Annotated in this window: 24 protein-coding genes; 10 read left to right on the top strand and 14 right to left on the bottom strand. The window is 61.1% G+C overall.

The features are described from left to right. Positions 1–7 precede the first annotated feature (7 nt). Both M0D65_RS13815 and M0D65_RS13820 read right to left on the bottom strand, forming a co-directional pair. Positions 8–1,741, bottom strand: coding sequence for a fumarate reductase/succinate dehydrogenase flavoprotein subunit (locus M0D65_RS13815; RefSeq protein ID WP_266253171.1), 1,734 nt, complete (start codon positions 1,739–1,741; stop codon positions 8–10). Further along, positions 1,738–2,514, bottom strand: a complete 777-nt coding sequence (locus M0D65_RS13820) for a GntR family transcriptional regulator (protein WP_266253172.1) — start codon at positions 2,512–2,514, stop codon at positions 1,738–1,740. The genes M0D65_RS13815 and M0D65_RS13820 overlap by 4 nt, the downstream gene beginning before the upstream one ends. Before the next feature lie 175 nt (positions 2,515–2,689). On the opposite strand from M0D65_RS13820, the gene M0D65_RS13825 reads away from it, so the two are divergent. Beyond that, positions 2,690–3,895, top strand: a complete 1,206-nt coding sequence (locus M0D65_RS13825; RefSeq protein WP_266253173.1) for an aspartyl protease family protein — start codon at positions 2,690–2,692, stop codon at positions 3,893–3,895. A gap of 8 nt (positions 3,896–3,903) precedes the next feature. Here M0D65_RS13825 and M0D65_RS13830 read toward each other — a convergent pair whose 3' ends face one another. The 4 genes from M0D65_RS13830 to M0D65_RS13845 all read right to left on the bottom strand — a co-directional run bounded on the left by M0D65_RS13830 (position 3,904) and on the right by M0D65_RS13845 (position 8,154). Then, positions 3,904–4,956, bottom strand: coding sequence for a hypothetical protein (locus M0D65_RS13830; RefSeq protein WP_266253174.1), 1,053 nt, complete (start codon positions 4,954–4,956; stop codon positions 3,904–3,906). A gap of 286 nt (positions 4,957–5,242) precedes the next feature. Continuing rightward, positions 5,243–6,127 carry a PhzF family phenazine biosynthesis protein gene (locus tag M0D65_RS13835; protein ID WP_266253175.1) on the bottom strand — a complete coding sequence of 295 codons (885 nt, stop codon included), beginning with the start codon at positions 6,125–6,127 and terminating at the stop codon, positions 5,243–5,245. Between the two features lie 43 nt (positions 6,128–6,170). Further along, entirely contained in the window at positions 6,171–6,899 is a 729-nt protein-coding gene (locus tag M0D65_RS13840; protein ID WP_266253176.1) for a transporter substrate-binding domain-containing protein, read from the bottom strand. A 61-nt stretch (positions 6,900–6,960) separates the two neighbouring features. Continuing rightward, positions 6,961–8,154, bottom strand: coding sequence for a pyridoxal phosphate-dependent aminotransferase (locus M0D65_RS13845; RefSeq protein ID WP_266253177.1), 1,194 nt, complete (start codon positions 8,152–8,154; stop codon positions 6,961–6,963). 124 nt (positions 8,155–8,278) lie between these two features. On the opposite strand from M0D65_RS13845, the gene M0D65_RS13850 reads away from it, so the two are divergent. Next, the gene (locus M0D65_RS13850; protein ID WP_266253178.1) at positions 8,279–9,742 is read left to right on the top strand and encodes a PLP-dependent aminotransferase family protein; all 1,464 of its coding nucleotides are present in this window, start codon (positions 8,279–8,281) and stop codon (positions 9,740–9,742) included. Between the two features lie 56 nt (positions 9,743–9,798). Here M0D65_RS13850 and M0D65_RS13855 read toward each other — a convergent pair whose 3' ends face one another. Continuing rightward, positions 9,799–10,644, bottom strand: a complete 846-nt coding sequence (locus M0D65_RS13855) for a pirin family protein (protein ID WP_266253179.1) — start codon at positions 10,642–10,644, stop codon at positions 9,799–9,801. Between the two features lie 170 nt (positions 10,645–10,814). Then, entirely contained in the window at positions 10,815–11,543 is a 729-nt protein-coding gene (locus M0D65_RS13860) for an isochorismatase family protein (protein ID WP_091008924.1), read from the bottom strand. A 192-nt stretch (positions 11,544–11,735) separates the two neighbouring features. Here M0D65_RS13860 and M0D65_RS13865 point away from each other — a divergent pair, with 192 nt between their 5' ends. After that, a complete protein-coding gene (locus M0D65_RS13865; RefSeq protein WP_266253180.1) occupies positions 11,736–12,653 on the top strand; it encodes a LysR substrate-binding domain-containing protein in 918 nt (305 codons plus the stop codon). 20 nt (positions 12,654–12,673) lie between these two features. Here the strand turns inward: M0D65_RS13865 and M0D65_RS13870 are convergent, their stop codons facing one another. Further along, a complete protein-coding gene (locus M0D65_RS13870; protein ID WP_266253181.1) occupies positions 12,674–12,976 on the bottom strand; it encodes a DUF3331 domain-containing protein in 303 nt (100 codons plus the stop codon). A gap of 23 nt (positions 12,977–12,999) precedes the next feature. Then, a complete protein-coding gene (locus M0D65_RS13875; protein ID WP_266253182.1) occupies positions 13,000–13,704 on the bottom strand; it encodes a response regulator transcription factor in 705 nt (234 codons plus the stop codon). Positions 13,705–13,942: 238 nt separating this feature from the next. Between M0D65_RS13875 and M0D65_RS13880 the strand changes: the two genes are divergently transcribed. After that, positions 13,943–14,353, top strand: coding sequence for a hypothetical protein (locus tag M0D65_RS13880; protein ID WP_266253183.1), 411 nt, complete (start codon positions 13,943–13,945; stop codon positions 14,351–14,353). Between the two features lie 80 nt (positions 14,354–14,433). Here M0D65_RS13880 and M0D65_RS13885 read toward each other — a convergent pair whose 3' ends face one another. The 4 genes from M0D65_RS13885 to M0D65_RS13900 form a co-directional block, all read right to left on the bottom strand. After that, positions 14,434–15,216, bottom strand: coding sequence for an alpha/beta fold hydrolase (locus M0D65_RS13885; RefSeq protein WP_266253184.1), 783 nt, complete (start codon positions 15,214–15,216; stop codon positions 14,434–14,436). A gap of 194 nt (positions 15,217–15,410) precedes the next feature. After that, positions 15,411–18,230 (bottom strand): winged helix-turn-helix domain-containing protein, encoded by a 2,820-nt coding sequence (locus tag M0D65_RS13890; RefSeq protein ID WP_266253185.1) that lies wholly within the window; start codon positions 18,228–18,230, stop codon positions 15,411–15,413. A gap of 192 nt (positions 18,231–18,422) precedes the next feature. Next, positions 18,423–18,878 carry a MarR family winged helix-turn-helix transcriptional regulator gene (locus M0D65_RS13895; protein ID WP_266253186.1) on the bottom strand — a complete coding sequence of 152 codons (456 nt, stop codon included), beginning with the start codon at positions 18,876–18,878 and terminating at the stop codon, positions 18,423–18,425. A 137-nt stretch (positions 18,879–19,015) separates the two neighbouring features. Continuing rightward, the gene (locus tag M0D65_RS13900) at positions 19,016–19,921 is read right to left on the bottom strand and encodes a LysR family transcriptional regulator (RefSeq protein WP_266253189.1); all 906 of its coding nucleotides are present in this window, start codon (positions 19,919–19,921) and stop codon (positions 19,016–19,018) included. Between the two features lie 156 nt (positions 19,922–20,077). On the opposite strand from M0D65_RS13900, the gene M0D65_RS13905 reads away from it, so the two are divergent. The 6 genes from M0D65_RS13905 to dmpG all read left to right on the top strand — a co-directional run bounded on the left by M0D65_RS13905 (position 20,078) and on the right by dmpG (position 24,930). Continuing rightward, positions 20,078–21,022 (top strand): dioxygenase, encoded by a 945-nt coding sequence (locus M0D65_RS13905; protein WP_266253190.1) that lies wholly within the window; start codon positions 20,078–20,080, stop codon positions 21,020–21,022. A gap of 69 nt (positions 21,023–21,091) precedes the next feature. After that, positions 21,092–21,307, top strand: a complete 216-nt coding sequence (locus M0D65_RS13910; protein WP_266253191.1) for a tautomerase family protein — start codon at positions 21,092–21,094, stop codon at positions 21,305–21,307. Between the two features lie 5 nt (positions 21,308–21,312). Next, entirely contained in the window at positions 21,313–22,137 is an 825-nt protein-coding gene (gene mhpD / locus M0D65_RS13915) for a 2-keto-4-pentenoate hydratase (RefSeq protein WP_266253192.1), read from the top strand. Continuing rightward, positions 22,134–22,907, top strand: coding sequence for a 2-keto-4-pentenoate hydratase (locus tag M0D65_RS13920; protein ID WP_266253193.1), 774 nt, complete (start codon positions 22,134–22,136; stop codon positions 22,905–22,907). The genes mhpD and M0D65_RS13920 overlap by 4 nt, the downstream gene beginning before the upstream one ends. After that, positions 22,904–23,863, top strand: a complete 960-nt coding sequence (locus M0D65_RS13925; protein WP_266253194.1) for an acetaldehyde dehydrogenase (acetylating) — start codon at positions 22,904–22,906, stop codon at positions 23,861–23,863. The genes M0D65_RS13920 and M0D65_RS13925 overlap by 4 nt, the downstream gene beginning before the upstream one ends. Next, the gene (gene dmpG, locus M0D65_RS13930) at positions 23,863–24,930 is read left to right on the top strand and encodes a 4-hydroxy-2-oxovalerate aldolase (protein WP_266253195.1); all 1,068 of its coding nucleotides are present in this window, start codon (positions 23,863–23,865) and stop codon (positions 24,928–24,930) included. The genes M0D65_RS13925 and dmpG overlap by 1 nt, the downstream gene beginning before the upstream one ends. Positions 24,931–24,980 lie beyond the last annotated feature (50 nt).

The following is a 24,980-nucleotide window of genomic DNA, read 5'->3' on the forward strand; positions in this document are numbered from 1 at the left end:
GGTCATCTCAGGCTGGCACAGCTGCAGGCACAGCGATGCGCAGGTTGCGATAGGCGTCGCTGTCGCGCGCATCGAGCGGCACGATGTACGGCTCCACTGCGCGCTTCGCGCTCGTCATGCGGTCGAACTCATCCTTGCGCAGATGCGTGTGGCAGAACCATTCGGCGTCGTCGCGCTGCGGATAATCGACGCGATGGTGATATAGGCCCCAGCGGCTCTCCGTGCGAAACAGCGAGGCATGCGCGGCCATTTCGGCGCAGTCGCGGATCGCGCGCACTTCGGCGGCGCGCATCAGTTCGTGCGAGTTGTGGGCCTTGATCGCATCGATGTCTTCGGCAATCTCCGCAAAGCGCTGCAAACCGATTTCCATCTTGCGCGTCACCTTCGGCGGCTGCAGGTAGTCGTTCACCATGCGTCGCAGCTTGTATTCGACCTGTGCAGGCGCGAGCCCTGTCTCGCGTTCGAGCGGCGCGTAGATACGCGCGCGTTCGGCGGCGATCTGCGCTTCGTCGAGCGGCGCGTGCTCGCGACCCGCCACGTATTGCGCGGCGTTAGTGCCGGCGAACCAGCCATACGTGAACGCACCTAGCATGTAGTTGTGCGGCACCGCTGCCATATCGCCGGCTGCGTACAGGCCGGGCACCGTCGTCTCCGCGCGCTCGTTTACGTACACGCCCGACGCGCTGTGCCCGCTGCAGAAACCGATCTCCGAAATATGCATCTCGACCATCTGCTGCCGGTAGTCGGTGCCGCGCCCCGCGTGAAAGCGGCCGCGGCTCGGACGTTCGTTGGTATGCAGGATCTGCTCGATTGTCTGGATGGTTTCTTCGGCGAGATGGTCGAGCTTCAGGAACACAGGGCCGTTACCGCTCTGCAGTTCCTGATAGAACTCCCACATCATCTGGCCGCTCCAGTAATCGCATTCGATAAAACGTTCGCCCTTGCCGTTCGCCGTAAAACCGCCGAGCGGCCCCGTGACGTACGCACACGCGGGACCGTTGTAGTCCTTGATCAGCGGATTGATCTGGAAGCATTCGAGGTTCGCAAGCGCAGCGCCCGCGTGATATGCCATCGCATAACCGTCGCCGGCGTTGGTCGGGTTTTCGTAGGTGCCCATCAGATAGCCCGAGGACGGCAAGCCGAGCCGGCCGGCCGCGCCGCAGCAGAGAATCACGGCCTTCGCGCGGATCACGTGAAATTCTGCGGTACGGCAATCGAAGCCGAGTACGCCGCATACATTGCCCTGCGCATCCTTCAGCAGACGCGTTGCGACGACCCGGTTGGTGATCGCAATGCGCGCGCGTTTCAGTTGCCGGTACAGCACCTTCTTGATGTCGTGACCCTCGGGCATCGGCAGAACGTACGAGCCCATGTGATGCACTTTCTTCACCGCGTAGTCGCCGGTGCCGTCTTTCTCGAACTTCACGCCCCAGCGATCGAGTTCCTCGATTGTTGCGAAGCTGTGCTGCGCGTAGGCGTGGACGGCAGACTGATCGACGATGCCATCGTTGGCGATCGTGATTTCCCTTGTGTACTGCTCCGGTGTTGCATGACCGGGAATCACCGCATTGTTCAACCCGTCCATGCCCATCGAGATCGCGCCGCTGCGCTTGACGTTCGCCTTTTCCAGCAGCAGCACCTTCAGCGACGGGTCGCGCTCTTTTGCCTTGATAGCCGCCATCGGGCCAGCCGTGCCGCCGCCCACGACGACCACATCGTATTCGCTCACCAGCGTATTCATCGTGCCCCCTTCGCGGTTCGTTTCGCTTTCTGCCGGTCGACGCGGAACCGGTACTGGAACGCGTCGCCGCGGAAATACAGATGCTCGTAGTCGATCGGCGCGCCGTCCGCGCCATGCGTCAATCGTTCGATGCGCAACACCGGCGCGCCCTCCTCGACCTGCAGCGCATCGACGAGTTCGTCGTCGGCGAGGATCGCGTCGATCGACACGTCCGCGCGGCCGAGCGCGATACCGCAATCGTTCTCGATGATCAGAAAAATGTCGCGCGTGATGAGGTCCGCGTTGGAGAGACGCTTGCCCAGTTCCTCGGGCACCCACGTCACTTCGAGCGACACGGGCTCGCGGTTCAGCAACCGCACGCGATGAATCTCCGCGACACGCGCGCCCTCCGGCAACGCGAGCTTGCCCGCGACATGCGCGTTTGCCTGCACGAAGCGCAGCACGCGCAACTGGTTGACGATCTCGTAGCCCATCGACGACATCGCCTCCGCAAAGCCCTGCAACGCGGTGACGTTCTGGAACGCCTTCGGCTTCGAGACGAAGGTGCCTTTGCCATGCAGGCGAAACACCAGGCCCTCCTTCTGCAGATCGCCGAGCGCCTGGCGCACGGTGATGCGGCTCACGTCGAAGGTCGCGCACAGTTCGCTTTCCGACGGCATCTGGCTATGCGGCGGGTACGTACCGTCGAGAATGCTCGCGCGCAACGCCGTCTTGATCTGCTCGTAAAGCGGCGCCGGGGACAGCTGGATCAGGTTTCCCGAGGACTTCGGCACAGTGAACTCAACTTGTTATGACAAGATGGGTTAGAGTGTAGGGACCGGGCGTGCAGCGGTCAATCAAGTTTTTATGCTTTCTATTTCTGCGGTCCAGCGATTGACAAAGAGCGGGCGACGTTTTCCCGTGCAATCGAGCTGCCCTATAATTTCCGCCTCCGACAGGAATACGGTGATGAACATGCGCGTCGCACGGCCGACCTTGCTAGCCTTACTGTTCTTGTGCAGCACCGCGGCGCGATCCGCGACGATTGCGGACTCGCCGCACACCGCCGTTCTTCCGCTCTCGATCATCGATAACCGTCCGTTTGTCGGCGTAACGGTCGATGCAAAGGGACCCTTTCAGTTCATCCTCGACACAGGTTCGTCGAGTTCCACCGTCAGCGCCGCGCTCGCAGAAAGTTTGAAGCTGCCTGCGGTCAACACCGGCACGGGAACCGGCGCCGGCGAACACGCACTGTCGTTCCCGGTGGTTCATCTGGACGATCTAAGCGTCGGCCCATTCTCAATCGGCGCGCTGGACGCTCCCGCGATGGACACGAGCGCACTAAGCCAGGCGCTGGGATTCCAGCACTTCGAAGGCGTGCTTGGCGTCGAGATATTCCAGCAGCACGTGTTGACCCTCGATGCCGCCCGCCGGCAACTCGTCATCGAGAGCGAAGCGCAGTTCAAGCCACCCGCAGACGCAATCAAGGTGCCGTTCTCACTGGACGAGAACCAGATGCCCTTGATCGAAGCGACGGTTGCGGGCACAACGGGCCTGTTTCAGATCGATACCGGCGACCGGTTCAGCCTGACGCTGTTCAATGCGTTCTGGCAGGCACATGCCTTGAATGAAAAGATGGGGCACACGGTCGAGGCCATGACCGGATATGGCGGTGGCGGGCCGATTCGCGGACTGGTCGGGCGGCCAACTGCGTTTTCGATCGGTGATGTGACGTTACCGTCTCCGGTCACCCGCCTGTCGCTGCAGAAGGCCGGTGCTTTTACCCAGACAGATCGCGCCGGCAACATAGGGATGGGGGTGCTCAAACGGTTTCGCGTGTCGTTCGACTACGGCCGTCACGTGATGTGGCTTTCGAAAGGCGCCGAATTCGCCGCGTCGGATCGGTACGATCGAAGCGGTATGTGGTTGGGGTTATCGGCGCAGCGTGGGCTTCAGGTGCTTGACGTCGTCGCGGACGGCCCGGCTTCCGCAGCGGGAGTTCGCTCAGGCGATTTGATAGAAAGAGTCGGCCCGCTTAAGGCCGACGCTTCCACGTTATCGAAGATCAGGGCAATGCTTCAGGCGCCCAATGTGCCGAGCGTCGCGGTCGTCTACAGGCATGCAGATGCAGTAACTGAAACGCACGTCGCGCTTGCGGATCTTATTTCGCCTTGAGCGTGTGATCAGTAGTACAACCAGTTATCGGTCGCGGTCGCCGACGACGTGTAGTTGCACGCCGGGCTCGTGACATAGCCGATCCCATTCGCGTCGGACGACCACGTGGGAGTGATCACGTGGTTGTTCGCGTCATGCGCCGAGATCGACGAAAAATGCACACTGCCGTCGGCCGGGAACTGATTGCAGGCGGTCACCCCGTAAGCCTCCAGCACTGCGCCATCGAGCCAGTTGTAGACCTGACCGCTAGATCCCGTGTTATTGCCACTGGTCTTCAACGTCGTGCTCTGGCCGGTCGTCTGATCGGCGCTGACGATATTCCAGCTTGCGCAACTGCTCGACCCGACCGCACAGGTTTGCGTCATCGATCCAGCCAGTTGATCGCCCACAGCGACATCGATAGGCGTGCTGTAGTTGATCGTGCCCGAGCCATCGGCACCACAGCAATTCCAGCTCGAGAACTGCCACGAGTTGTTGCCGAACTCGTTCCACTGCAATACCGGCTGCAGGATCGTGCCGGAATAATTCGACTGCGTGAGGCCCGGGAAGAAGAACACAACCTGCCCGTTCTCGACCGACGGTGCGGACGGCACGGTCCAGTTGGCGGACAACTGGCGCGTACCGGTGCTGCCGTTCACGTACGTCAACGCCTCATACCAACCACCGCTGCTATCGGGCTTCGTGCCCGACGCGGCATCGCGACGAATCCCCGCTGCGGTATCGACACGCTGTCCCTGCTTTGTGTAGTGCGGCCGCGCACAGATCGCTTCCTGTCGCACCGTCTTGCCATCCGCGCTCAAGACACGCAACTGGCTCAACAACGTTTCACCTCGCTTGATTTCGTGCACACACTCCGACGGGAAAAACCCGTTCGGTGTGACGACATAATCGAGCGGCACCGTGGTCGGCGCGGTATTGGCCGGCAGATCGCTCACGCGCCGCAACTGCGCGTTGCTAACGTTGGTCGTGCCCGCATTTGCAGACGCCATCCCTAGCAGACCCACCGAGACTACGGTCACCGCCATCAGCCGTTTCAACAGAAAACTGGAAACGCGATTCATGGTTGATTCTCCATAGAAGGGTTTTTACATGCTCATTCCGGGAGTTGTTGTTCTGCACGGGTAACAACCGATACACGATCCATCTGGAATAACGATGTAAATGGAATTTCTTTTGCTTCGGTCATCGAATGGCACGCCGGACTGAGCATAGGCGACGTGCACACCGATTCCAATTCAAGGAGAGGAAATTTGAGGATGTCGATTCGAAGCAGAAATGCTTGATGAATCAATGTCAGCGCGGTGTAATCGCTGCACTCGACTTAAGCGGAGTGGTTATAGATATTTATCAAATGTCCGCAAGCGTAAGCGAGCCTTCCACACACGTGACGCAAGCACCACCGACACGCACCTTGCCACCCGCATCCACACTCACCTTCACTCGTCCATCCCGACCGACACAGCGCCCTTGCGCAGCGACGTAGTCCGCTCCATCGCGCGGCAACAGGCCACGTTCCCACTGAAAGACAGCCACGCTACCGTTGCCGCTTCCACACACGGGATCCTCTTCGACTCCGCAGGACGGCGCAAAAGTCCGCACTTCGATGGCTGCATCTCCATGCCCGTGCACGCCGAACACGGTCAAACCCGTAACACCGAGGCGCCGTTCGAACTCGGCGAGCCGGGCAAGATCGGGCCGCAGATCGATGACAGAAGCGGCGTCGTTCAACTGTGCAATCACCCATTTGGGCCCAACATTCACGATGGCGGGTACGGTCCTCGCAGTCACGTTGCAACTAAGGACGCGTTCCAGATCCGCGATATCGGCGACGTGCAGCGATGTCATCTTCGCAGGCGGCAGGTTGAACGTCAGTTCGCGACTGTCGCCTTGCCCTTCGACAGTCAATTCGACAAGGCCGATCTCGCATTGCTGAATCAACCGACCGTCTGCACGAGGCGACACACGCCCGTCCTCAAGAATGGCGTAGGCACTGCCAAGTGTCGGATGCCCGGCAAACGGAAGCTCGTTTCGCGGCGTGAAAATCCGCAGGCGGTAATCGGCCCCGGCTATCGTGGGCGAAAGAACAAAAGTCGTTTCGGAAAGATTCGTCCAGCGCGCGACTGCTTGCATCGCGTCGGTGCTTAAATCGTCTGCGTCCAGTATCACGGCTACTGGATTACCCAGCAGCGGTCGATGCGTAAACACATCGACTACTTTGTAGGAACGCTTCATCGTGGCCTCCGTTCTGAACATTCGCGTCTTTCCACGAAGCGGATTACTTCGTGTCTTTACCCACTACTACGCCATCGATCTCGGTGTGCGTGATTCCATACTTCGCCATCCGCGCGCGATGATCGGCCGAACCCAGATACTCGCGAAGCTGTGTATTGACCGCCTGCAAAAAGCTGTGATTGCTCTTGCTGAACGAGAACGCACCGACAGGCGATTTGCCGTCCCGGCTACTTTCGTGAGCGACTGCCTCCAGTTCCGGGCTGGCATCGACAATCGCACGGTTGCCCACCGCGGTGGCTGCGAATACATCGATTGTTCCTGCCAACAATGCGGCGACCGCTTCCGACTGCTCCTTGAACGCGACGATCTGGCTGTCGCTCACACCAGCCGACTTTGCGGCGTCGAACTGCACCTGACCAGGAATGACCCCAAGCCGTGCGTCGCTGCGTGCCGCTACGCTCTTGTAGCTCGTCAGTGCTTTCGGATTACCCCGATGCACCACGAAGCCATCGCCAAGCGTCCAGACCGGTACGCTGAACGCCACGTCCTTTGCGCGTTCGGCCGTTGCGAAAATCGGCACGTTCATATCCCAGCGGCCTGCCTGTACACCCAGCAGTAACTCCGGAAACGTGGTTAGTTCATATTCGATAGACGATGCACCGATCGCCCGAAGGATCACATCGGCGAGTTCGATGTCGGAGCCCGTTGGGGCGCGATCTTCGCCGGTCCAGTAGAACGGCGGTTCCTCGATATAGGCGATTCGTACTTTCATGCTTTTACTCCATGTGTTTAGAGGTCGACGTTCTAGCCACCGGCCACTTAATCTCGAGTCTTCACGACCGATACGAGGTAGCAGCGTTCATAACAACCGAAATCGCCGACAACGCAGGCGCGAGACGTTCGGGTGGCAGATACCCGAAGCCCAGCCGGAACACGCGACTGCTTTCACCAAACCACGCACCGGACGCCAGTTGCAGATCGTGTTGCGGCAACAGATCCCAGAAGCGCGAAACCGCCGCATCGTCGAACGCGTCGGAGCGCAGGCGTACGCAACACAACGCACCGGCATCGGGCCGCACCCACTCGACGCGAGCGCGTTCGCTCTCGCACCAGGTCGTCAGTTCATCGAGCGCCGCGGCGAGCAACCGTCGGCGCGGCGCGAGCACGTCCTCCTTATTGCGCAACAGGACCGTGGCCAGCGCCTCATCGAGCACCGAACCCGAGATGACAGTATTCATCTTCGCGACAACGAGACGTGCACGCAGATCATCGTCCGCCACCGTGAGCCAGCCGGTCCGCAAACCCGGCGCACCGAGCGCCTTCGATACCGAGCCACCGGTGACGACGCGCGGGTCGAGTCCCGCAAAACTCTCGATCACGGCCTTGTCGCCATAGCTGGCTTCCCGATAAGTCTCGTCGACAAAAAGTATCGCCTGCGGCGAGCGCTTTTCCATCAGCACCAGCAGCTTCTCGATCTCCGCGCGCGATGTCTGCACGCCGCTTGGGTTTTGCGGCGAAGCAATACTCACGAGGCGGGTCTTCGGCGATAGCTTCGCCTCGATCTGCTCCAGATCCAGCCGATAGCCGTTCTCAAACGAAAGCGTCACTTCGCGAACCTCGACGCCGACACCAAGCAGGCTGTCGCGGCTCGGCGGAAAACACGGTGTCGCGAGAACCGCTTCGTCGCCGGCGCGGCATACTTCGAACGCGAGAAGAAAGAGTCCGAGCGCGGTACCTTGCGTCGTGACGATCTGCTCGGCGGGCACCTTGCAGGCATCTGCAATGGCCGTGCGAAGCGCGATCCCGCCGGCCGATGTGCCGTAGCCGAGCTTCAGATCGCGAATGCGCTCCAGCCCCGCGAGATCCATCAACTCGCCAACCGTCAGGTCCTGCGATGTGCTCTCGGCCAGGTTGAACGGTCGATTCACATCGAGCAGCGAAATGATCTCGTTGTACGGAAATCTTCCGCGCCACGCATGGGCGTCCGGTTCGTTCAAGCCACGTGTTTGTTGTGCGTCGGAATTCATCTGGAAAGTCTCGGCGTAGGAACCCAACCATCGTAGCCTTCATGGACCGACCATAACAGTCACAGTTTTCAACTGATTGAACCAGCACAGTTTTGCTTGCCGATCGCTCATTTGCGGCTCGATAATGGCGCATTCTTCCGTGACGGGCGCTACCGTGGACACGCACGCTTCGTACCTTTACGAGCAACTGGCCGAGCTCATCGTCGGCATGATCGACAATGGCGCGCTCGAGCCAGGCATGCGGCTACCCTCGGTGCGCGCAGTCAGCGAGGAACATCGCATCAGCATCGCCACGGCGCTGCAGGCGTACCGTCTGCTCGAAGATCGCGGCGTCCTCGTCGCGCGGCCGCAGTCTGGCTTTTACGTCGCCGCGAAGCACCGTGGCACGCTCGCATTGCCGTCCACATCGCGCCCGCGCACGAAGGCGTCGACCGTATCGATCAGCGGAGCGGTCGCGACACTGCTCGAACACGCCTCGAATTCCGGGCTCGTTCCGCTCGGCTGTTCGGTACCCGACGGGGCATTATTGCAATCGAAGCGGCTCGATCTCGCGCTCGCACGGGCTGCGCGACAGCACGGCGCACGCTACAACGTTTATTGCCCACCGCACGGCGAGCCGCATCTGCGTCAGGAAATCGCGAAGCGCGCGATGCGCTTCGGACACGCGCTCTCCCCCGACGATGTGCTCGTCACCAACGGTTGCACCGAAGCACTGGTGCTCGCGCTGTCTACGGTTGCGCAACGCGGCGATACGATCGCGGTCGAATCGCCCACCTACTTCGGGTTTTTGCATACGCTGGAAATGCTGGGCCTGAAGGCATTCGAATTGCCCACCGATGCCGTGCGCGGCGTCGATATCGTGGCACTCGCTCGCCTGCTGGAGACGGAAACGGTAGCAGCTTGCCTGCTCTCGTCGAATTTCAACAATCCGCTTGGCTCGATAATGGCCGAAGCCGACAAGCGCGCGCTCCTTGCACTACTCGCGCGACATGCCGTGCCATTGATCGAAGACGATGTCTACGGCGATATCCACTTCGCTCGCGAGCGGCCAAAACCGTTTATCGCGCTCGACGGTAGCGCCAATACGATCTACTGCAGTTCGTTCTCGAAGAGCCTTGCGCCCGGATACCGGATCGGCTGGATCGCGGCGGGCGCCTACATGCAGCAGGTCATGGAACGCAAGCTTGCGTTTAGTCTGTGCGGTCCGATGTTGCCGCAGGTCGCGCTGGCGGACTTCCTCGCGAGCGGTGCTTACGACGCGCATTTGCGGCGTATCCGTCCAGCCTTCGAAGAGAATCTTGCGCGCATGACACGAACGATCGAAGCGAGCTTTCCCGACGATACGAAAGTGAGTCGACCGGCCGGCGGTTTTGTGCTCTGGCTCGAACTGCCGAAGCGATTCGATTCACGTGCGCTTTTCGACGAGGCGCTCGAGCAAGGCATCTGCTTTGCCCCTGGCGATGTCTTTTCCGCCGGCCGGCGCTTCCGGAATTGTCTGCGCCTGAGCGCCGGATATGAATGGAGCGAGCGCATCGAAAACGGCGTCCGCAAGCTGGGACAACTCGCCCGTGCCCGGCTTGCGCATTGAGCGTGTCCGACAGCACCACCCGATCACGCACACCGGAGCATCGGGACAAGGGAAGATCACGGCCTCGCAGACTGCGCCATCGCGACCTGTCCAAATTCACCGTTCTGAAACGCCCTGAAGCGGTCTTCGAGTTGCTCGTGCGTATTCATGACAAACGGCCCGTGCTTCGCAATCGGTTCATCCAGCGTCGGACCGGAAAGCACCACGAAGTGGCTGCCCTCAGTAGAAGCAAACTGAATGGCCGCAGTGCTCTGTGCAGCGTCTTCATCCAGAGCCACGCCAATGGCTTCTCCCGCCTTCAGTTGCCGCGCCTCGCCCCCAACCTCGATCTGCAACGCTCCCGAAACGGCGTAGATCATCGCACTCCATCCACGCAATAACTCGTGGCGGAATGCAGACGAACGCGAGAGGAAAGCATCCAGCAGAGTAAACGGTTCAGGTAACCGCAACGTGTGATCGGCGCTCACGCCGTTGCTACTACCGGAAACCACGCGCACGCGAACGCCGGGAGTCTCGATCTCGGGGATCTCGTGCGGTTCCACATGCACGGCATAAGGCGCGTCGAATTTCTTGCTGGCCGGCAGATTCACGAAGATCTGCAGCGCGTGGACGTGCTGCTCGTCGCCCTCGGGCTGCTCGGTGTGGACCGCGCCGCGCCCGGCCGCAAACCAGTGCAACGCCCCCGGATTGATCGGGCCTTGATTGCCGAGCGAATCGTAATTGACATGCGGCCCGGTCGCGTCCTCGAACACGTAGGTCACCGCCGAAATGCCCGCATGCGGATGCACCGCAAAGGTTGGACGCGTCATGTGGAAATGATCGAGCATGACAACGGGGTCCACCAGGCCACCAAACGATTCCTCACTGAAGTGCTTTGCGCAAAATGCCTTGCCGATGGTCATATCGTGACCGGCGACGACAGGCGACACACGCACGAACTTGTCCATGGCGATACTCCTTCTCACTGTAGCGTTAAGCCCGAAACCGTCCGGGCACGTGGGCGCGGACGGTTTCGAGGTTGTCCGGACGAAGACGCTGCGGGTCCTCGCCGGATCGGGTCATTGCATCGGTATCACTTGGCCTTGACGTTCTTGAACTGCCACACCAGGTTGGCGAACGGCATGTCGAGATCGGCGTACACCTGCTGGGCTTTCGGATCGTCGTTGCCGTGGAGCATTTCCACGCCGGCCGTCGCGTAGTCGGTCACCGGAATGCCGGCACCCGCGAGGCGTTGCAATCCAACCGTGCGCTTGGCATCGCTGAACGTACCGGACGCGTCGAGCACGACACGTGGATCGTAGCCGGCGGCCTTCAGCGACAGCGCCGGGAACGTGGCACAAACTTCCAGCGAAACACCGGCGATCAACACCTGCTTGCGACCGGTCTTCTCGATGGCAGCGCGGACATTCGGATCATCCCAGGCATTGATCGAGGTCCGGGCGATCACCGGGACGCCCGGAAGCGCCGCGGTCAGTTCGGGGATCGTCGGGCCCCACATGCCGTCGGGCACCGTCGCCGTGACGATGATCGGGATGCCGAGCGTCTTCGCGGCCTTGGCGAGCGCCACCACGTTGTGCTTGAGTTCGCCGACATCGATGTCGCGCACACCGGTGAAGAGACCGATCTGATGATCGACCAGCACCAGCACGGTGTTGTCGCGCGACAGCAGCGAGTACGGCGCGCCCGAAGGTGCAACCGCGCTCGTCGCGGGCGCCGCGCTGGCGGTCTGAACCGTAGCAGCGGAGGTGGCAACGATAGCCAGGGGGAGAACGACAGCTTTCAGAAGATTGGAGAGTTTCATGATGTTTGTACCAGTGACATTTGGATGCGGCATCGGCGTATCGACGCTTTGCCGGACTGTCCGGTTCGTATCTGTTCCGGTTGAGATGAATCATATGCAGGCAACGATTGGCGATAAATAGGGTATTTATCAACCTATCGTTGCTCACAGGAAACGATAGAATGGATTCTCCCAAGGCGACCTGGACGTCGAATGAACTCCACCTCTCTCGATCTGAACGACCTCTACCTGTTTGCTCAGGTCATCGAGCAGCGCGGGTTTACTGCCGCCGGAGAGTTGCTCGGCATCAGCAAGTCCCACATCTCCCGGCGCGTCACGCATCTCGAAGCGAGTCTCGGCGTTCGGTTGTTGCAGCGAACCTCGCGCAGACTGAGCCTGACCGATGCGGGCGAGGAGCTTTACACGCACTGCCGGGCCATGATTGCCGAAGCGCAGGCCGGCGAAGAAGCAGTCCGGCGCCGGACTGCCGAGCCGACGGGACTGGTGCGCGTCAGCATGTCGGTGGCGATCACCGACGTCCTGCTGGCCAGACTGCTGCCCCGCTTCATGCTGCGTTACCCGAAGGTGCGGCTCGCGATCGAGGCAAGCAACCGCCAGGTCGATCTTGTCGAAGAACACATCGATGTGGTGGTGCGCGGGTTGAGTTTCGACGTGGAGCTTTCCAGCCTGGTTCAGGCGCCGCTCGGTACGGCGCGTTGGGGGCTCGTGGCGAGCCCTGTGTACCTCGCAGGTACCGGGATGATCGATGAGCCGGACGCGCTGCCTCAGGGGGATCTGCTGATCTACGAATCGATCAACAAACCGGTGACCACACTGCGCCTGATCGATGCACACGGCGAGGCGCTCGTGCGAACGATTCAACCGCGACTGCAGAGCGACAATCTCGCGGCGTTGAGGGAAGCGGCGCTCGCAGGAATGGGCATCGCGAGCCTGCCGCTCTATGCCTGCGCGCGCGAGCTCGAAACCGGGACCCTGTGCGTCGTGTTGCCGGAGTTTCGCTCACGAGAGGGACGACTTGCCGCGCTGTTTCCGACGCGCCGCGGAATGATGCCGGCGGTGCGCGCGTTCGTCGATTTTCTGAAGGATGAGTTGCCGCCGTTGCTGGGGTGACGGCGCGAAATTCACCCACACTAACCAGCTTCACCCACCGGTGCGCTATCGAGAATCTTCACGATCTGATCCGCCAGAATCAGCACATTCGCGTTAGATGGACGCGGTCGCCCGGTCGGCCTGAAGATCCGGTCGCCGCGCCGTATCGGTGCGCCAGTCAAAGCGCACCTGCCGTTGCCCCGCGCGACGGTCGCGGCCCATCTCTGCTCGCCATAGTGACAGCGTCCCGGCTCCAGCCAGCGCATCCAGACGTCGTCGGCACCGCGCTCCAGGATCGAGACTTCCGCTTCCAGTCCAAACAAATGATGTCGTACCGTAGTCATGAAACCTCCTTGCGCTGTGCCGATCAGGCATAGCCAGGTTGAAGCAGAGAGGAATGCATCCGGGCCGATGCAAAGGCGCGCAGTTTTTTTCGCCCCACCGAGGCATCCGGCAGATCGATCAGTCCGCGCTCCGTCGCAATGCGTGCGGCCTCGGTTCGAGAACTCGCGTCCAGCTTCGACATGATCGATTTCACGTGGGCCTTCACTGTACCGACTGCAATTTCCAGATCGCACGCAATCGACTTGTTGCACTGACCCATCGTCAGGAGTCGCAGTACTTCGCCTTCACGACTCGTCAGCATGTCGTGGCCGGAGATCTGTGCCAGTTGCTGCGCCAACGGCGGGCACAGGTAGGTGCCGCCGCGCGCAAGCGCCCGGACACCGGCAAGGAGGTCGCACACAGGCGAGCTGATCAGCACGAAACCGTGGATGCCCTGCTCCAGTGCGCCGCGCACCGCGTGCTCCCGCACCTGGTCGGAGAGCACCAGGATGCGTGAGGATTGCAGACCCGGGCAGTGCGTAAAACGCCGGCTATCCTGCGCAATCCGCGCCGCGGTCGAGCTTTCCGCGACCACGACGTCGACACTGCGCTCGACGGCAATGTAGCCTTCGCCGAGTACTTCGATATCGGGTGCATCTGCAAGGGATGCGCGAACGCCGGCATGCAACAACGGTGTGGCGACAGACACAAGTACCGCGATCCGACGCCCGGTTTGATGCTGACTCATTTCGCCCTCCCCTGGTGATGGCAAGTGACTTCGCCGTACCTTTATCTTTAACGACAGAAAAGGCGGGGTCGAGTTATCCGTTGTTAGCTGATTGATAGCCAGCAGGAAAAGCGCCCCCTTCGAGCGATGCCACATACCCAAAGGGGCGGCCGTCGTTCTAACCACGCATAACAATCCATAGCGTCGGCTTTGCCCGGATTGGCTCATGATGGCAGCGTGTATTACTAGGCAAATCACGATGCAGCCTGATCAATCTTCGAAAAACTGGCGGGAAATCCCCGATGACGTCGTCGTTTCCTTCGTAGACGCAGTCAACACCTTCGACGCGGATAAGCTCACCGGCCTCTTCGCGCAGAACGCGCATGTGAACGACCAGCTGCGCGACTTCTGGGGAATCGACGCGGTTGAAGACTGGATTCGCAACGAAATTGTCGGCGTGCGTTTTAGCATGGATGTGTTGCAGGCCCGGCGACACTACAGCGACCTGATCCTGCTGGCCAAAGTCTCCGGAGATTTCGACAGCACGGGCTTGCCTGATCCGATGATCCTGAGCTTCAATTTCCTTGTCCACGCAGGAAAGGTGGCCCGATTGATCATCTTGCTGACGCGAACGGACGACGCGGAGCCCGACATCCGCAAAGCGCTTTAACGATCGGCGTTGGTGGCGAGCAAGAAAAACGCCCTTCGAGTGTGGACTCCAAGGGCGTACGGTAGCGTGCCCGCTGCGCGCTACTTCACCGACGTAGCCGCCTTCTCGATCAGCGCTGCCACATCGGCTGGCCGCGACTCGTACACGGCGTGGCTAGCCGAAGATTCCGCAATGACCGCACCGATGCGCTCGGCCATAGCGTGCTGGGCCGGCGGAGGAATCATCCGGTCGTGCGTGGTGAGCAGATACCAGCTCGGCTTCGTATGCCAGGCGGCCGTGGAGATGTCGCCGGCTAACGCGGCCACACCCCAGGGTACCTGTGCATTGGCAAGGAAGTCGGCGCGTTCAGGCGCTACGTCGCCGGCAAACGACTCGGCGAACTTCGTCTTGTCCAGCATCAGGAAGCCGTTGACCGGCGGCAGGATCGGCGGAACCGCGGCGCCAGGCGGCGGATTGGCGATCAACTTTTGCACCGATTCGCCGCTATCGGGAGCAAATGCTGCGATGTAGACGAGGCGCGCGACCTTGGGATCGTTGCCGGCTTCCGTGATAACCGCTCCGCCGTACGAGTGACCGACCAGCACAACCGGGCCATCCTGCGAAGCGATGACGGCTTTCGTCGTAGCCACGTCGTCGGCGAGCGAGGTCGTGGCGTTCTGCACGATGCTGACGTTGTAGCCCTTGGCTTTCAGCAGCTTGTACACCGGCTCCCAGCCACCACCGTCGACGAAGCCGCCGTGCACCAGCACCACGTTCCTGACAGGTCCGGCAGCGGCGCTTTGCTCGACGACGCCGAGCGTTCCCAGGCCGACGGTCAGCATGCCGAGAAGGGTATGCCGGAGAGAGAAAGGTTTGAATTGCATGTTGGTCCCCAGTCTTAAAGAGTGATGGTCGTGCACGCCTCCTCATGAATGACTTGCAGTTGAGGTCGCTTGCACATCGATAGTTTCGTCGATCGATGCGCTGTATCCATCACCAAGATTGAGTATGTCTTTTGGCATAGGCCGCGTAGTGGCTGCAGCCTGGGCGCCGCTTTCGGCACGTTCGTGAAAGAGACTTAACCGAGCAGACTGCGCGCCAGCGAGAGGTCGAGCGAGATTTCATCGCCGGCTTCCGCGACCAATGGATGAAGCAGGCGCCGGGCCTCTTCCTGTCGGCCCGACCCGATCAGATGCTGGGCCAGCGCGACCGCTGCCTCGATCTGACCTGACTTCACTTCTTGCGAACGGGCAAGCTCGATAGCCGCACGATAGCTTTTCTCGGCCTCCGCTGCCTGCCCCGCGGCTGCAAGGCAGTACCCCCGAACGGACAATAGCTCGGGCATACGGAGGAAGTCGCCGCAGGTCTGGATCAGCGTCTCGACTTCGTCGCACATCGCGAGCGCCGCCGAGTGCAGCGACATATCGGACAGCCCTTTTGCCAGGATGGACAGCGACACGCTGGTGACCATTCTGTAGCGGCACTCGTGCAGTACCTCCACGGCGCTTCGAATCAGTTCAACGCCTTCGGCGGGTTGGCGTCTCGCGATCAGCAACTGTCCGCGCGTGATACGCGCGAACGCGAGATACGGTGTGAGCGAATGTTGCTTCGCCACGCGCTCGATCGTTGCTGCGATTTCTTCCAGGCGCTCGACATTGCGTGCCCAGATGTACACCGAACCAGCCCAGATAAGTGCGATGCAATAGGTCACCGCATGGCCCGATTCGCGCGCCTTCGCGATGGTCTCTTCGGCAACGGCAATTGCCTTTGAATAGTTCCCGGTGAGCCACAGACTGCGCGCGAGTCCACACAACGCCCTGATGTGAAAGTCGAAACCGAGCTTCGAGGTCGTACTGGACGACGCACCCGAGCTTTGAGCGAAGCATCGCTCCCAATGATGCATCGCCTCGTTCACATTGCCGACGAGGTGAAGCGCGACACCCATGAGCGAGTCGACAATGGCGCGCGACTCCATGTCGTTTAGCTCAGTCAGAAGCGACTGCGCTTTGCGCGCGTTGTCGAGCGCATCGGTATAGCGCCCATCTCGATGCAGCAGCACCACGTAGCCGTTGAGCAGATGCAGCGTGCTGCGGAAATCTTTCAGTTGCTCCGCGAGTTCGATACCTCGGCGGTATGCCGTCTCGGCTTCACCACCGCCCGTCGAGAACATCGAGGATTGGCCTAGCGCGCCCTGTAGCCGCATTTCAAAAGACGATCCGAGCAATTCGGCCGGCATCTGCGAAAGCGCGGTTTGCGCCCATCGAGCGCACTCGGCGACTTTCGACAGCTGCAGCAACAGAGGACACAGCGAGGCCGCAAGCTTGAACGCGTCGGACTGGTGCTCATCCGCGCGGAAGTGCCATTCGAGTGCCGCGCGCAGATTGGACATCTCCAGCACCACGACGTCGAGCGCGTCCTTGTCGAGGTTGCCCGCCGCATACTGCTGCGCCCAGTTCCTGAAGTAGCAGGCAAGGCGCTGCGAAACCGCGGCCTCTTCGCCGGTATTGCAGAGCTTCTTCCAGCAATACGACCGTGTCGTGTCCAGCATGCCGTAGCGAAGCGCGGCTTCGCCCGCATCGACGGTAACCAGCGACTTCGACACGAGACTTGCGATCAACTCGATCGCAACCGACCTGTCGCCATCGAAGCTGCAGATTTCGATGGCTGCATCGAGAGAAAACGTTGCCGCAAACACCGAGAGTCGATAGAGAAGACGCTTCTCGTCATCCGACAGAAGATTGACGCTCCAGTCGAGTGTCGCCCCCAAGGTCTGTTGACGCGGCACCGCGGTGCGCCTTCCGTGCCACATCAACCTGACACTCGCATCGAAGTGAGACGTAATGGCCTGGAGACCCAATGCCTCGATGCGACCGGCCGCGAGCTCGATGGCGAGCGCAATGCCATCCAGCTCCCGACACAGCTGCGAAGCCAGCGGCGCGTCGCTGTCCTTGAGTTCGAAACTCGAGCAACTGGCGATCGCTCGGTCCACAAACAGTCTGACCGCGGGGTAGGCAAGCGCTGCTTGCGCAGTTGTCCCCGCACCCTCCGGAGGGAAGGCCAGCGGCTGCAGACGATAGACAAGCTCGCCCTCGGCACGCAGCGGTTCGCGGCTGGTGGCGAGAATATGGACGTTGGGGCAGACGCGGATCAACGCTTCGGCAAGCTCGGCGGCTCCCGCGATGACATGCTCGCAGCAGTCCAGCACGATCAGCGTGTTGCGGTCGGCCAGATGCGTGGCGACCGCGGGCAGGTCGTCCGAGCGGTTCTGCAGTCCGACCGCCGTGGCGACGGACGAGCGCACGAGTTGCGTCTCCGAGATCGCCGACAGGTCGATGAAGTGCACATCGCCATTGAACTGCCGGGCCACGGTCTGCGCGCACGCGATCGCCACCGTAGTCTTGCCGATGCCGCCGGGCCCCACGACCGAAACCAGGCGCCGCTGCAGCAGGTTCGCGACGAGCGTCTTCACTTCTTCGTCACGCCCTACCACCGGGGTGGCGGGCGCCGGCACCGATTTGAAGGTGCTGGTAATGGCCGGTTGGACAGGCGAACTCAACTCCCGGCGTTCGACAGAGGCAACGAACGTGTACCCTTTATTGGTCGTGTTGGTGATATAGCGACTGCCGCCCTCTCCCTCGCCGAGTGCCTTGCGAATGGCAACCATATGGAAGCGCAGGCTGCCTTCCTCGACAAGTACGTCGGGCCACACCTGGGCGATCAGGTCCTGCTTGCTGACCGTTTCTCCTGCGGAATCCACCAGTGCAATAAGCAGGTCGAGCGCGCGGCCGCCCAGCCGGACGGGTACGCGGTCTCGCTCAAGCAGACGCTCTGAGGGAGACAGGGTGAACGGTCCAAAGGAGGCACGCCATTCGGTATGACGTCTAGGCTCTTGAGACATGGCGGCGGAAATGGCGGGCACTAAGCGGTGGACACTAAGCGTAGGCACTAAGCGATGGGTACGTCTCGTTGCGATCGATGCAAACTATATCATGTGCGATCATGCATACAATGCACTCGCGAATAGACTTCACGCAAGTGTCATGAAGCGAGGCACTGTGCCGTCGCCGTGTTCCGCGGCACGCCTTCAGTTTTAGCGCGGTACCCGGGACCCTGGCGGACGACCCTCGCGCCCTGCTTCGGACGGAATCAAATATGGCTCGAGTTCGATCAGGACTTCATGCAGCCTGATACGCAGATCGCGAGGCACCTGCGCCATCAGCTCGGCATAGGCGTCGGTGGTGACCTGGCGCATGGCCTCGATCCGCTTCAAGCCGTCAGGTGTCAGTTCGACACATTTCTGCCTGCGATCCTCTTCCGACTCGCGACGATCCACCACCCCCTCCCGGTACAACCCGTCGACCATACGGCTCGCCGCGGCCTGACTCAGGCCAGTAACCCCGGCGATCTCCGCAATGGTCTGCGTATCGTGAAACTGCAGGTGAAACAGGGAAATGATGCGCGCGAAGGTCACATCGCCGTTCAACATCGTCGACGCGTGGTGAAACACCCGCGAGGCGACCAACCCGAATAGCAGTTCGAGTTTCATTCCAATGCTGCTTGCCCTTCCTTTCATGCTTCCACCTATTTCTGACAAGTCATTGCGCCGGCACCAACCGTTTCAGGTGGATTTTCGCAGATATTCGCACCTAAAACATTCACACCTAAAACGTCGGCTGAACGCAGCTAGTATTCGATCTCGACCCGCTTCGTACGAGCGCGTTTGACGAGCGTCAGAAACGCCTGCAAAACCGCCGACGAATCTCCGCGCCGATAGAGGCAATTCAATTCGATCTGCTTGAGTACCGACGATTTCAACGGTTTATAGACCACGCCCGGAAGGCGCAGGTTCGCGGCTGATTCGGTTGTGATGCATATGCCGAACCGGCTGGCCACCAGTGCAATGCATGTCACGACGTCTTCGACCTCCTGCTCGATGCGCAGGCCGTACCCTTCTTCACGAAACGCAGCGGCTACTTGCTGGGCGAGTCCGTAGACGGGGGCGTTGGGATAGACAATCATCGGCTGGTCATGCATGTCCTTTAGCGTAATGACCTTCCTGGAACACAGCGGATGCCCTTCATAGAGCGCGACGAGGAACGGTTCTCGCTGTACCCAATCCACTTCGATATCGGGCTCGTCCGGTACGAGCCGGTTAAAGCCGATCGTGATGCGCCGCTCCCGGAGCGCCACGATCTGTTCGGTCTTCGACATGTTGTGCAAACCGATCTTGATGTTCGGGCGCTGGGTGTGAAACTCGGCAAGCAACCTGGGGATGACGTTCAACACACCCGAGCTGAAGATGCCGACGTCGAGCCTTCCTGTCAGCCCTTGCCCCGCGAGTTTGGCCAGCTCGGCCGCCCGCTTCGACAGCCCGAGTATGTTGGGCACCTCCGCCAGCAGCGCCTTGCCGGCCTCCGTCAATTCCGTGCCTTTTGACGAACGCACGAAGAGCTGTGCCCCAAGTTCTTCTTCGAGCGCGTGAATATTGCGCGTGAGCGGGGGCTGTGTGATGTGAAGACGCTCGGCAGCCCGGCCGAAATTGAGCTCTTCGGCCAGCGCGAGGAAGTAGCGCATCTGTTTCAGTTCCATTCGTTCGCTCCTCCAGTTTCACGGTCATGCGCAATGATTGGTCCATACCGGATCGGTATCGATTTTCCAAAATATAGCATTGGACGGGTTGCTTTCAATTGCTCAATATTCACTCAACGAAGACGTCCACGACCGGATGCCAACAGGAGGCAGAGCGTGATCATCACCAACCAGCAGGAAGTGACCGACGCGGTACTCGCGGAACTTGCCCGCGCAGCGGACCCGCGCTTTCGCGACATCATGTCGGCCGCCGTGCGGCATCTGCATGGGTTTGCCCGCGAGACGCGACTCACCGAAGCGGAATTTCACCAGGCCTGCGCGGTGATCGCCCGACTCGGCCAGCTGAGCACCGCGTCGCACAACGAAGTCGTCCTGATCGCCGGTTCGCTCGGTTTGTCTTCGCTGGTTTGCCTGCTCAACAACGGCGACAGCGGGCAGACCGACACGACCGCGAACCTGATGGGCCCGTTCTGGCGCATGGACTCGCCGCACACGCTCAACGGCGCATCGATCGTACGTAGTCCGACGCCCGGCGCGCCGATCTTCGTGAATGCCTGGGTGCGCGACGGGCACGGACGTCCGGTTCAGGACGCGGAAGTCGATGTGTGGCACACCTCCGCCGACGGTTTTTATGAAAATCAGGACCCCGAGCAGGCCGAGATGAACCTGCGCGGCAAGTTCACGACCGATGCGCACGGCCACATCGCATTTCGCAGCGTGAAGCCGGCGGGCTATCCGATTCCGGTATCGGGCCCGGTTGGCGATCTGCTGCGTGTGCAGGGACGCCACAACATGCGACCGGCGCATATCCACTTCATGATCTACAAGCCCGGTTTCAAGACCCAGTTCTCGCAGGTGTATTCAAGCGACGACCCGAATCTGGAAACCGATGTGCAGTTCGGTGTGACGCGTGCGCTGGTCGGGCAATACGTGCTGCATGACGGAGAGAAGGCGCCGGCCGACGACATCGAAGGGCCCTGGTACTCGCTCGATCACCACTTCGTGATCGAGGCAGGCGAAGCGAAGTTGCCCAAGCCACCTATTACGGGCAAGGCACTTGGCGCGCGCCCTGACCAGACGATCCTGGAACGAAGCGCCTGATAACGATCGGGTATCGACCGATACCGATACCCAGCCTCATCCATCCCATACCCGGAGAACATTCAAGCCATGCCTATCGTACACATCGCACTCGTCGAAGGACGAGACGACGAAACCGTTAAAGCCTGCGTCAAGGCCGTTGCCCGAACCGTTCACGAAACACTCGGCGCCCCGCTCGCGACGATTCGCGTGTATGCGACATCGACGCCTGCCACGCACTGGGCAGTGGGCGAGCAAACGAAAGATGAACTGACCGAAGCCCGGCAGTCCGAAAAGCGGGAGTAACAACCATGACGCCCCAACAGATCGACCAGGCTGCTCGCGCGCTTGCCGACGCGGAGCATAGCGGCATCTATATTTCGCCGCCGCGCGAAACCTACGACGACATCAGCATCGAAGACGCTTATGCGATTCAGCGGATCAACACCGAACGCCGGATCGAATCGGGTCGCCGTCTGGTCGGTTGCAAGATTGGGTTGACGTCGGTTGCGGTGCAGAAGCAGCTGGGCGTCGATCAACCCGACTTCGGGATGCTGTTTGACGATATGGGTTACGGCGACGGCGAACCGATCCCGATGTCGCGACTCACGCAACCAAAGATCGAAGCGGAAATCGCGTTCGTGATCGGTCGCGATCTGACCGCGCCGAATGCGACGCCGCACGAAGTCATGAACGCGATCGACTATGCGCTGCCTGCACTCGAAATCGTCGGTAGCCGGATCGCGAACTGGAATATACGCATCGCGGACACGATTGCCGACAACGCATCGTCATCGGCATACGTACTCGGCACCTCGCCGCGCAAGTTGACGGAATTCGATGTGCGGCTGTGCGGCATGGTGATGGAACGGCGCGGCGAACCGGTCTCCGTCGGCGCAGGTGCAGCGTGCCTCGGCAATCCGTTGAATGCGGTCGTCTGGCTCGCACGCAAGATGGTCGAGGTCGGTACGCCGTTGCGGCCGGGCGACCTCGTGCTGTCGGGCGCGCTCGGTCCGATGGTCGCAGTCGCAGCGGGCGATGTTTTTCAGGCGCGTATCGATGGTTTGGGATCGGTACGCGCGGTGTTCGAATTGTCCGCATCGGACGTATCAGAGAACAAGGGTGCACGCTCATGAGCCATCTCACCGAATACGCGAGCTTGCTCGACGATGCAGCGAGCCACGCCCACAACGTTACGCAGTTCGATCCCGAAGGCCGACTGTCGCTCGACGATGCCTACGCCATCCAGTCGCAGTCGATCCAGCGGCGCCTCGCACGCGGCGAACATCGCGTCGGCGTGAAGATGGGCTTCACGAGCCGCGCGAAGATGATCCAGATGGGCCTCTCGGACGTGATATGGGGCCGCCTGACGAGCAGCATGCAGATCGAGGATGGCGGTTCAGTCGAGTTCTCGCGTTTCGTCCGCCCGCGCGTCGAACCGGAAATCGCGTTCGTACTGAAGCGCTCGTTGAGCGGCAACGTGACCGGGCCGGAAGCGCTCGCTGCAGTAGAGGCGATCGCGCCGGCGCTGGAGATCATCGATTCGCGTTACCGCGATTTCAGGTTCTCGCTTCCCGAAGTCATTGCGGACAACGCGTCGTCGAGCGGCTTCGTGATCGGCGCATGGCACCGCCCGTCGCTCGATTTCAGCAACCTCGGCCTGACGCTGAACCTCGATGGGCGCGTTGTTCAGGTGGGCTCGACCGCCGCGCTCCTGGGTCATCCGCTGCGCTCGCTGGTTGCGGCAGCGCGCCTGTCGGCCGCTGCGGGAGAACCTCTCCAGGCTGGCTGGATCGTGATGGCGGGCGGCGCCACTTCCGCCGAGTGGATTGCTCCCGGGCAATACGTCTCGGTCGAGATGGATCGGCTCGGCAGCGCCGGCTTTCACGTTAAGGAGGCGAAATGAGTACCAAGGTAAAAGTAGCGATCATCGGGCCGGGCAACATCGGCACCGACCTGATGATCAAGGTGCTGCGCAACAGCCGGCATCTCGAGATGGGCGCGATGGTCGGCGTCGATCCGCAGTCCGATGGCCTGGCGCGTGCACAACGCATGGGTGTGGCGACGACATCCGATGGTATCGAGGGACTGCTCAGGCTCGACGTGTTCAAGGACATCGATATCGTGTTCGACGCGACATCGGCGGGCGCGCATCGCAAGCATAACGACATTCTGCAGCAGCACGGCATTCAGGTGATCGACCTGACACCGGCCGCCATCGGACCGTATGTGATTCCCGCGATCAATCTCGAGGAAGAGAACGCGCCGAACATGAATATGGTGACCTGTGGTGGTCAGGCGACGATTCCGATGGTCGCTGCCGTGTCGCGAGTCGCGCAGGTTCACTACGCGGAGATCGTGGCATCGATCAGCAGCAAGTCGGCCGGACCGGGGACGCGCGCCAACATCGACGAGTTCACCGAGACCACCCGCAGCGCAATCGAACAACTGGGCGGTGCAACGCGCGGCAAAGCGATCATCGTCCTGAACCCCGCCGAGCCACCTCTCATCATGCGCGATACCGTCTTCGTCCTGTCCGACGCGGTCGACACCGACAAGGTCGAAGCCAGCATCGCCGCGATGGTGCGCAGTGTGCAGGCCTATGTGCCCGGATATCGTCTGAAGCAGAAGGTGCAGTTCGATCTGATCCCCGAGGACAAGCCGCTCAATGTTCCGGGACTCGGACCGAAGCATGGTTTGAAGACGTCCGTGTTTCTCGAAGTGGAAGGCGCGGCGCATTACTTGCCGTCGTATGCGGGCAATCTGGACATCATGACGTCGGCCGCACTGGCGTGCGGCGACATGATGGCGCGACGCAGAATTGCGGCGGGCATCGCTCGCGGTCACAAGGAGGCGGTGTGATGAATCCCGGCGACAAGAAACTCTATATCTCCGACGTGACGCTGCGCGACGGCAGTCATGCGGTTCGTCACCAGTACAGCATCGAGAACGTGAAGGCGATCGCCAGCGCACTCGATCAGGCCGGCGTGGACAGCATGGAAGTCGCGCACGGCGATGGACTTGAAGGCTCCAGCTTCAACTATGGCTTCGGCGCGCATTCGGATGTTGCATGGATCGAAGCGGCGAGACAGAGCGTGAAGCACGCAAAAATATCGACGCTTCTGATTCCCGGAATCGGCACGATCCACGACTTGCGCAACGCCTTCGATGCTGGCGCAACGGTCGTGCGAGTCGCCACGCACTGCACCGAGGCCGACGTATCGCGCCAGCATCTGGAATATGCGCGCAACATCGGCATGGACGCAGTGGGCTTTCTGATGATGAGCCACATGACAACGCCGCAGCAGCTCGCCGCGCAGGCGAAGTTGATGGAGAGCTACGGCGCAAGCTGTGTGTATGTCGTCGATTCGGGCGGTGCGCTCGGCATGAACGATGTGCGAGACCGGTTCCGTGCGTTTAAAGACGTGCTCAAGGCCGACACGCAAACCGGCATCCACGCGCATCACAACCTGAGCCTCGGCGTCGCCAATTCTATCGTCGCCGTCGAAGAAGGTTGCGACCGCATCGATGCCAGTCTCGCCGGAATGGGTGCCGGTGCCGGCAACGCGCCGCTCGAGGTGTTCATCGCGGCGGCGGAGCGCCTTGGCTGGCATCACGGCTGCGATCTGTATCAGTTGATGGATGCCGCCGACGATCTCGTCAGGCCCCTGCAAGACCGCCCCGTGCGCGTCGATCGCGAGACGCTTGCGCTCGGTTACGCCGGCGTCTATTCGAGTTTCCTGCGCCACGCGGAAATCGCGGCGAACAAGTATGGCCTGAAGACCGTCGATATTCTCGTCGAGCTCGGCCGCCGGAAGATGGTCGGCGGGCAGGAAGACATGATCGTCGATGTCGCGCTCGATCTGCTCCAGCACGCGACGAATGACCGGGCTCGTGCAGAGCCGGTGGTCAACAGCGCCGGACGCTGAAACCACACACATCGACTCACCTATCCACAAGACTTCGCAGGAGAAACGTG

Source organism: Paraburkholderia sp. CHISQ3 (genome assembly GCF_030464945.1).
In the GTDB taxonomy this organism is placed as follows: domain Bacteria; phylum Pseudomonadota; class Gammaproteobacteria; order Burkholderiales; family Burkholderiaceae; genus Paraburkholderia; species Paraburkholderia megapolitana.

Bases quoted from the DNA above. Each gene is read 5' to 3' on its own strand.
- M0D65_RS13840 (WP_266253176.1), bottom strand. From the start codon at position 6,899: ATGAAAGTACGAATCGCCTATATCGAGGAACCGCCGTTCTACTGGACC.
- M0D65_RS13835 (WP_266253175.1), bottom strand. From the start codon at position 6,127: ATGAAGCGTTCCTACAAAGTAGTCGATGTGTTTACGCATCGACCGCTG.
- M0D65_RS13885 (WP_266253184.1), bottom strand. From the start codon at position 15,216: ATGCAATTCAAACCTTTCTCTCTCCGGCATACCCTTCTCGGCATGCTG.
- M0D65_RS13875 (WP_266253182.1), bottom strand. From the start codon at position 13,704: ATGAGTCAGCATCAAACCGGGCGTCGGATCGCGGTACTTGTGTCTGTC.
- M0D65_RS13850 (WP_266253178.1), top strand. From the start codon at position 8,279: ATGGCGCATTCTTCCGTGACGGGCGCTACCGTGGACACGCACGCTTCG.
- M0D65_RS13825 (WP_266253173.1), top strand. From the start codon at position 2,690: ATGAACATGCGCGTCGCACGGCCGACCTTGCTAGCCTTACTGTTCTTG.
- M0D65_RS13855 (WP_266253179.1), bottom strand. From the start codon at position 10,644: ATGACCATCGGCAAGGCATTTTGCGCAAAGCACTTCAGTGAGGAATCG.
- M0D65_RS13920 (WP_266253193.1), top strand. From the start codon at position 22,134: ATGAGCCATCTCACCGAATACGCGAGCTTGCTCGACGATGCAGCGAGC.
- M0D65_RS13890 (WP_266253185.1), bottom strand. From the start codon at position 18,230: ATGTCTCAAGAGCCTAGACGTCATACCGAATGGCGTGCCTCCTTTGGA.
- M0D65_RS13880 (WP_266253183.1), top strand. From the start codon at position 13,943: ATGCAGCCTGATCAATCTTCGAAAAACTGGCGGGAAATCCCCGATGAC.
- M0D65_RS13845 (WP_266253177.1), bottom strand. From the start codon at position 8,154: ATGAATTCCGACGCACAACAAACACGTGGCTTGAACGAACCGGACGCC.
- M0D65_RS13860 (WP_091008924.1), bottom strand. From the start codon at position 11,543: ATGAAACTCTCCAATCTTCTGAAAGCTGTCGTTCTCCCCCTGGCTATC.
- M0D65_RS13865 (WP_266253180.1), top strand. From the start codon at position 11,736: ATGAACTCCACCTCTCTCGATCTGAACGACCTCTACCTGTTTGCTCAG.
- M0D65_RS13910 (WP_266253191.1), top strand. From the start codon at position 21,092: ATGCCTATCGTACACATCGCACTCGTCGAAGGACGAGACGACGAAACC.
- mhpD (WP_266253192.1), top strand. From the start codon at position 21,313: ATGACGCCCCAACAGATCGACCAGGCTGCTCGCGCGCTTGCCGACGCG.
- M0D65_RS13900 (WP_266253189.1), bottom strand. From the start codon at position 19,921: ATGGAACTGAAACAGATGCGCTACTTCCTCGCGCTGGCCGAAGAGCTC.
- M0D65_RS13870 (WP_266253181.1), bottom strand. From the start codon at position 12,976: ATGACTACGGTACGACATCATTTGTTTGGACTGGAAGCGGAAGTCTCG.
- M0D65_RS13815 (WP_266253171.1), bottom strand. From the start codon at position 1,741: ATGAATACGCTGGTGAGCGAATACGATGTGGTCGTCGTGGGCGGCGGC.
- M0D65_RS13895 (WP_266253186.1), bottom strand. From the start codon at position 18,878: ATGAAACTCGAACTGCTATTCGGGTTGGTCGCCTCGCGGGTGTTTCAC.
- M0D65_RS13925 (WP_266253194.1), top strand. From the start codon at position 22,904: ATGAGTACCAAGGTAAAAGTAGCGATCATCGGGCCGGGCAACATCGGC.
- M0D65_RS13830 (WP_266253174.1), bottom strand. From the start codon at position 4,956: ATGAATCGCGTTTCCAGTTTTCTGTTGAAACGGCTGATGGCGGTGACC.
- dmpG (WP_266253195.1), top strand. From the start codon at position 23,863: ATGAATCCCGGCGACAAGAAACTCTATATCTCCGACGTGACGCTGCGC.